This window comes from Dokdonella sp. (genome assembly GCF_049593775.1).
Lineage (GTDB): Bacteria > Pseudomonadota > Gammaproteobacteria > Xanthomonadales > Rhodanobacteraceae > Dokdonella.
Window position 1 is genome coordinate 1 of record NZ_JBAWHJ010000306.1, and the last position, 6,550, is coordinate 6,550.

The window sequence follows — 6,550 nt, forward strand, 5'->3', positions numbered from 1 at the left end:
CCCCACGCCCACGGCCAGGATTGCAAATTGTGCTCGGAACCTGCACAAGCGAGCACGCTTCGCGCTGCCCTAGCTTGTCGTCGAATCGTCCGCACGGCATCAGTCCTGGGCTTCGGCTTCCTCGCGGCCTTGCTGGCGGATCAACGCCTCCTGACGCGCATCTTCGATTGACCACATCACCATGTCGACGTCAGCCGTGTGTTCGTCGAAAACGAAGTTGCCGGTCAACTCGTGATCAGGTTGCAGATCGCCCTTCTCGAACAGTGCCCACATTTCCTCGCCAAAGTGCTGCGACTTCAGCTCAGGGGCGTAGACGCCGAGGCTGCGTCTCAGGTTGTGCACGTCGCGCAGGAGCATGGCGCGCGCCGAATTGTTGCCTGTTGCGCTGACCACCTGGGGGAAGTCGATAATCACAGGGCCATCCGCGTCGACCAGCACGTTGTATCCGGACAGGTCACCGTGGATGAGGCCGAGACTGAGCATGTGCACTACATCCCTGATCAATGCGGCATGCATGGCGCGCGCCTGCTCCGGATCAAGGTCGATATCATCCAGACGTGGCGCACTGCGTCCTTCCGCATCGCAGACCAGCTCCATCAGCAACACGCCATTGGAGTAGCTGACAGGCTTGGGCACGCGCAAACCGGCATCAAAGAGCTGATACAGCACGTCGACTTCGGTGTTTTTCCAGGCGGCTTCCTGCTCACGCCGTCCGAACTTGCTGGCCTTGCCCACCGCTCGGGTCTTGCGACTGCCGCGCAACTTTCGACCCTCTTCATACTGTACGCGGGCCTGGAAACTGCGCTGTCCCATGTCCTTGTAGACTTTGGCGCACAGCACCTCATCGCCGCGTCGGACTACATAGACCGAGGCCTCCTTGCCGCTCTTGAGCGGGCGCAGCACAGCATCGATCACGCCATCGTCGATAAGCGGCTGCAAGCCAGCGGGGGTTTTCATCGAATCACCAGGTTGCGTTCAGGAAGGTCGCGTCTTGCCCTGCTGGAAGAACCGACATGTGTACTCCAGCTACGGAAAGCATCAGCGCACATTCTACCGGGTCGCGCCGATTCGCGGTCTGCGACGCCCTCCCAGCCGGTTCGGCTGAACGGTCATCCGGCCCGGGAATCGTGCGTTGCCTTTGGCAATACCCCCTTTGAATGGCTGGCCCTACTCGTCGTGCTGGCCCGGCAGCAACACGGCTTGCCGGTGGGCGACATCAATGAGCAGGCGATAGCCGGCCAGCATGTCGGCACCCACGTGGAGGTATGGACCCCGTTTGCGTTCGGCATATGAGGCTGCGTGATCGCCAACGTCGACAGGAACCGATGGGATCGTGTTATTGCCGATCCGGATTGGGCCCAGGTCGAGCAGGCGCGTGGTCAAGTTCTTTCCCGATCGCAGGACGGTTCGATCCACGCGAATGCGCGGGTCATCGTCCGCAATGCCAAGTACCTCCAGCAACTCCGTGTTTGCACTGGTCTGCCACCAGCCGGTGTCAATGAAGGCGCGCGTGGTTGCGCCATCAACACCCACGTCAAGCATGATGCGGCCGCTGCTGACCCGTGCGTGCAAATCGTAGTCGTTCGCAGCGTGCGCGCCGATCAGGGCATTGATGCGGGTTCCCCGGTCATACAGGCGCAGTCGACGTGTTGCGAAATCGACATCAACCGTGAAGCGGTCGAGGAAGCTGCCACCCAGCACGCAGGGCATGGCGTACGCCGGATCCGACCAGCTGCTGTCACGCACGAGGAAGCGCACAAAGTTCAGGCTTGCTGCGCCGACTGCCACATCCCGGACCTCCACGACGGGCATGGTGAGTGGGCGACGACCAGCAACAATCACCTTGGTCCGGCCAAGTGAATTGGCACCCCGGCTGAGCTGCTGGTTGATCACCCCAACGTCCGAGCCGGTATCGACGATGCATTCGGCAACCTTGTCTGTGCCGAAGCGAACCTCAACGCGCGGCGATGGCAAGTTCGAAGCAAGCAATGGCACATCGGCGCGTGGCGCCGGTTCGACGGCAAGGACTGGCTGACTGATGAGCGCTGCAGCAAAGAAGAGGAAGGGCACGCGGAAGCGGGCTGGCAGGGCAGATCGCAGGATGAGGCCGAAACGCCCAAGCATGTGCGCTCGCCTGTTCATCCGGGTTTTCAACTGAAGGCTTGCATCGGCTGCCAGTGGCACCATTTCATGGCTCTCCTCTCGCCGTCGCGCACCGAAGTCGACGGCACAGACAGGAAGTTTGATGTCGCCGCGATTGATTCTGCATCTGCAAGATTGGCCGCAGTTTACTACTTCACTCCGGGCGAGTTCACTCGCTCCCTTGCTTGACTACTCCTGACCCGACATTCACCGAGGGCTTCATCGTGATTCCGCTTTCCATACTCGATCTCGCGCCAGTCACCGAAGGCAGTGATGCTTCGCGGACCTTCGCCAACACGCTGGATCTGGCGCGAAATGCAGAGCAGCTGGGCTATCACCGCTACTGGCTGGCCGAACATCACAACATGCCGGGAATTGCCAGCGCGGCGACGGCGGTGCTTATCGGTCACGTCGCTGGCGGTACGTCGCGTATCCGGGTCGGTGCCGGCGGCATCATGTTGCCGAACCACGCCCCGCTACAGGTCGCCGAGCAATTCGGTACGCTCGCATCGCTCTATCCCGGCCGGATTGATCTCGGCCTGGGCCGCGCTCCCGGGACCGATCAGGCGGCCGCGCGCGCGCTTCGCCGCTACTACGAAAATGCTGAGGAATTTCCTGCCGACGTGGTGGAGCTGTTGCGCTACTTCGAACCCGCTGAGGCGGGCCAAAGCGTTCGCGCTGTACCGGGCGCCGGGATCGAAGTGGAAGCATGGATTCTCGGCTCCAGCCTGTTCGGCGCACGACTTGCTGCCATGCTCGGACTGCCCTACGCCTTCGCCTCGCATTTCGCGCCCGCATCAATGGTCGATGCACTGACGCTCTACAGGCGCGAATTCCGGCCATCCGCCCGTCTTTCCCAGCCCCACGTGATGCTGGCACTCAATGTGGTGGCCGCCGAAACAGATGACGAAGCCGGGCGCCTGTTCACCACCCAGCAGCAGGCCTTCGTCAGGTTGCGTCGCGGCAGCCCCGGCCTGGTGCCTCCCCCTTTGGCGAGTGCGCGCGCGTTCGAGGAATGGTGTACGCCGGTTGAGAGAGCCGGTGTCGACCAGGCATTGTCCTGTGCCGTGGTCGGATCCAGCGAAACCGTACGTTCCGGGATGCGCGCATTCCTCGAAATCCACCGGCCTGACGAATTGCTGTTGACCGCGAATATCTTCGATCATGCCGCGCGGGTACGTTCGTTCGAGCTCGCCATGCACGCGGGTACAACCTGAATATTCGGAACCCACGATCCCCACTGGAGCGTCTCGCCATGTCGACAAGTTCGTTGCCTCGCCCGGAGGAATTGGCCACCCTCGTCATCCAGCATTGGATCGGTCGCGGGAAATCAGAGGAATATGAGCAATGGCTGGGGCGGATAATGCCGGCTTCGCAGAGTTTTCCCGGCCATCTCGGAGCCAACGTCATCCGACCCAGCGATGCCGACCAGCCCTATACGATCGTGCTTCGATTCGACACGATCGAGCACCTGGAAGGCTGGGCCCGATCTGATCGGCGCAAGGCACTAGTTTCGGAAATTGCCCATCTGCTTGTCGCGCCCGACACCGTCAATGTGCACACCGGCGCTGCGTTCTGGTTTACACCTGTCATGGCGGGCGCGAAAGCCCCGGTACGCTGGAAGCAGGCCCTGCTGACCCTGGTCGTCATCTACCCCCTGACCCTGGCCATCCCGGCATTGCTGGGAATGGTGTTTGCCGCAGTACCTTGGTCAGGCGGGCGGCTGGTGGACGGCTTCATCGCGTTTGTCACCATTGTGGTTCTGGTGGTCTATCTGATCATGCCGCGATTGACGCGATGGCTTGCCGGTTGGCTGACGCACTGATTTCAGGCGACCAGTGGATCCTCGTTCGGCGCGCCGTCGACCGCCGGTGGCTTGTTTGCCGCCTCGAGCCGCTGGGCAAGCCGTACCAGTGACTCAACCGAATCGCACATGCTGCGCGCGATTTCGCTCTCGCCCATGATCGTGGCATCGGCGCCGGCCTTGTGCAGATAGATGACTTCCTCATCGGAATGGGCACGAGCGAGGATGGCCAGGCCCGGATTGGTTTCACGCGCCAGCTTGATGATCGGTCCGGCCTGCAGCGCTTGCGAGATGGCCACCAGCAGGGCGCGCGCACTGCCAAGGTTGGCATCACTGAGCACTTCGGTTGAAACGGCGTTGCCGAAGATGCACGGGATGCCGAGTTTGCGTGCCTCGATGCAGTGCTCGCGATCCGAATCGATCAGCACCAGCGGCATGCCGTGCTCATGCAGTGATCGGGCGACGCGCGAGCCAACTTTTCCGTAGCCCACCAGGATGATGTGATTGCTCGCGGGAATCGCGGCGCGATCCGGCAGGATGTCGTCTTCAGCCTCATTCAGCGAGCGCTCGGAAGCGGCATGGATTTCGGCTTCATGTCGACGCGACCAGCGGTCGAACAGGACGAACAGCATCGGGTTGGCAATGATCGAGAGCAGTGCCGCCGCGAGGATAAGATTGCGCGCGTCTTCACTGAGCAGGCCGAGACTGACTCCAAGCGCGGCAAGGATGAACGAGAATTCGCCAATCTGGGCAAGGCCGGTCGCCAGGGTCAATTGGGTTTGCAGCGGTTCACGAAAGATTTTCGTGACGACGAAGCCGCAGAAGGAATTGCCGAGCACGATGATGAGGAAGGTGGCGAGGATGGCCAGCGGCTGTTCGAGCAGGATGTGCGGGTCGAACAACATGCCCACCGAAACAAAGAACAACACGGCAAAGGCATCGCGCATTGGCAGCGAATCACTGGCTGCCTCATGGCTGAGTTTCGATTCGTTGAGCATGACACCGGCGAGAAATGCACCGAGTGCAAACGAAACTTCAAAGATGGCCGCCGATACATAGGCCACGCCGAGTGCGATCGCGAGCACGGCCAGGGTGAACAACTCGCGTGAGCCGATGCTGGCTGTCCGCTCCAGCATCCACGGGATCACCCGGCGTCCGATCGCCAGCATCAGCACGATGAAAACCGTGACCTTGCCAAGCGTCCAGGCCAGGGTCTTGAGCAATCCGTCGGTCGATCCATCCTGTGCGGACTCGCCACCGAGCACACCGGCCAGTGGCGGCAGCATGACCAGTACCAGCACCATCAACAGATCCTCGACGATCAGCCAGCCGATCGCGATGCGTCCCCGATGGGTTTCAAGCAGCCGACGTTCTTCGAGCGCGCGCAGCAACACGACGGTGCTGGCGACCGACAGGCACACGCCGAAGATCAGCCCCGACCCCCAGCTCCAGCCCATCAACCAAGCCAGCAGCATGCCCAATCCGGTGGTGATCACGACCTGGAACAGGGCGCCCGGAACGACGATCTTTCGCACCGACCACAGGTCGCCGATAGAGAAATGCAGGCCCACGCCGAACATGAGCAGGATCACGCCGATTTCGGACAATTGCTGGGCAATCGCCGAATCGGCAACGAAGCCGGGCGTAAACGGGCCCGCGACGACGCCGGCGACAAGATAACCGAACAGGGGCGAGAGCTTGACCCGCTGGGCGAGCATGCCGAACACGAAGGCGAGGCAGATTCCGCCAACCAGCATCGCAATCAGCGGCGTGTGGTGCGGCATCGACCCTCCATGCAGTATTTGCGCGCGGATTTCACTATAGCAAGTGCCAGCGGTTGCGGAGGAAACCAACAACAAGGCAGAAACGCGTGGCCAGCAATCGAAGTCCGCGCCCCATGACGGCTTTCCCTACATGGCCAGAACCGAACGACTGGTCAAGCAGGGATGACAAAAGGCTGTGGCGGAAACGCGAGACCGGCAATCGAAGCCCGCGTCTTGTCTCGGCTTTCCCGTACAGCAGGTTTTCGCACCCCAGCCACCTGCGGCCATTCGCTGCCAGTCAAAGTCGTGGCCAGGTGCATCGTTGGGCATCGCTTGCGCTCAGCCCAACCTGCGAAAGGCAACCCGAACTTCGAAATCGCAGGTTGCTGGTGAGCGTTAGCGAACCCCAACATTTTGGGCCCGCGACCGATGTTTTTCGTTCGGGCTAAAGTCCACTCGCCGCATTCGCAACAGCCCGGAACAGGGCGCGCCCCTTGTTCATTGTCTCCTCCCATTCCGTGGTCGGATCGGAATCGAAAACGATTCCGGCACCGGCCTGCACATGCAGGCGGCCGTCCTGGATCACAGCGGTGCGGATCGCGATCGCGGTATCGGTGTCACCGGCCCAGCCGATGTAGCCAATGGCGCCTGCATAGATATTGCGCTTGATCGGCTCGAGTTCGCGGATGACTTCAAGCGCGCGAATCTTCGGTGCACCACTGACCGTGCCGGCCGGGAACGATGCCTTCAACACATCCATGCTGCTCAATCCATCCTCCAGTTCGCCTTCGACCTGGCTGACGATATGCATGACGTGCGAATAGCGCTCGACCGTGAAACT

Annotated in this window: 6 protein-coding genes; 2 read left to right on the top strand and 4 right to left on the bottom strand. The window is 61.5% G+C overall.

Annotation, left to right across the window (positions count from 1 at the left end):
- Positions 1-99 precede the first annotated feature (99 nt).
- On the bottom strand, positions 100-957 hold the full coding sequence (locus WBP53_RS10730) for a PA4780 family RIO1-like protein kinase (RefSeq protein WP_423928748.1): 858 nt from the start codon (positions 955-957) through the stop codon (positions 100-102).
- 210 nt (positions 958-1,167) lie between these two features.
- Positions 1,168-2,187 carry an aspartyl protease family protein gene (locus WBP53_RS10735; RefSeq protein WP_423928750.1) on the bottom strand — a complete coding sequence of 340 codons (1,020 nt, stop codon included), beginning with the start codon at positions 2,185-2,187 and terminating at the stop codon, positions 1,168-1,170.
- Between the two features lie 179 nt (positions 2,188-2,366).
- Between WBP53_RS10735 and WBP53_RS10740 the strand changes: the two genes are divergently transcribed.
- Together WBP53_RS10740 and WBP53_RS10745 are read left to right on the top strand one after the other, a co-directional pair.
- The gene (locus WBP53_RS10740) at positions 2,367-3,359 is read left to right on the top strand and encodes an LLM class flavin-dependent oxidoreductase (protein WP_423928758.1); all 993 of its coding nucleotides are present in this window, start codon (positions 2,367-2,369) and stop codon (positions 3,357-3,359) included.
- A gap of 38 nt (positions 3,360-3,397) precedes the next feature.
- The gene (locus WBP53_RS10745; RefSeq protein ID WP_423928752.1) at positions 3,398-3,967 is read left to right on the top strand and encodes an antibiotic biosynthesis monooxygenase; all 570 of its coding nucleotides are present in this window, start codon (positions 3,398-3,400) and stop codon (positions 3,965-3,967) included.
- A 2-nt stretch (positions 3,968-3,969) separates the two neighbouring features.
- On the opposite strand, the gene ybaL is transcribed toward WBP53_RS10745, so the two are convergent.
- Complete coding sequence (ybaL, locus tag WBP53_RS10750; RefSeq protein ID WP_423928754.1) at positions 3,970-5,730, bottom strand: YbaL family putative K(+) efflux transporter; 1,761 nt, start codon at positions 5,728-5,730, stop codon at positions 3,970-3,972.
- Positions 5,731-6,154: 424 nt separating this feature from the next.
- A partial coding sequence (locus WBP53_RS10755; protein ID WP_423928756.1) for a chorismate-binding protein occupies positions 6,155-6,550 on the bottom strand: 396 nt, incomplete at its 5' end.

Coding starts and splice junctions, on each gene's coding strand:
- WBP53_RS10735 (WP_423928750.1), bottom strand. CDS start 2,187: ATGGTGCCACTGGCAGCCGATGCAAGCCTTCAGTTGAAAACCCGGATG.
- WBP53_RS10745 (WP_423928752.1), top strand. CDS start 3,398: ATGTCGACAAGTTCGTTGCCTCGCCCGGAGGAATTGGCCACCCTCGTC.
- WBP53_RS10730 (WP_423928748.1), bottom strand. CDS start 957: ATGAAAACCCCCGCTGGCTTGCAGCCGCTTATCGACGATGGCGTGATC.
- ybaL (WP_423928754.1), bottom strand. CDS start 5,730: ATGCCGCACCACACGCCGCTGATTGCGATGCTGGTTGGCGGAATCTGC.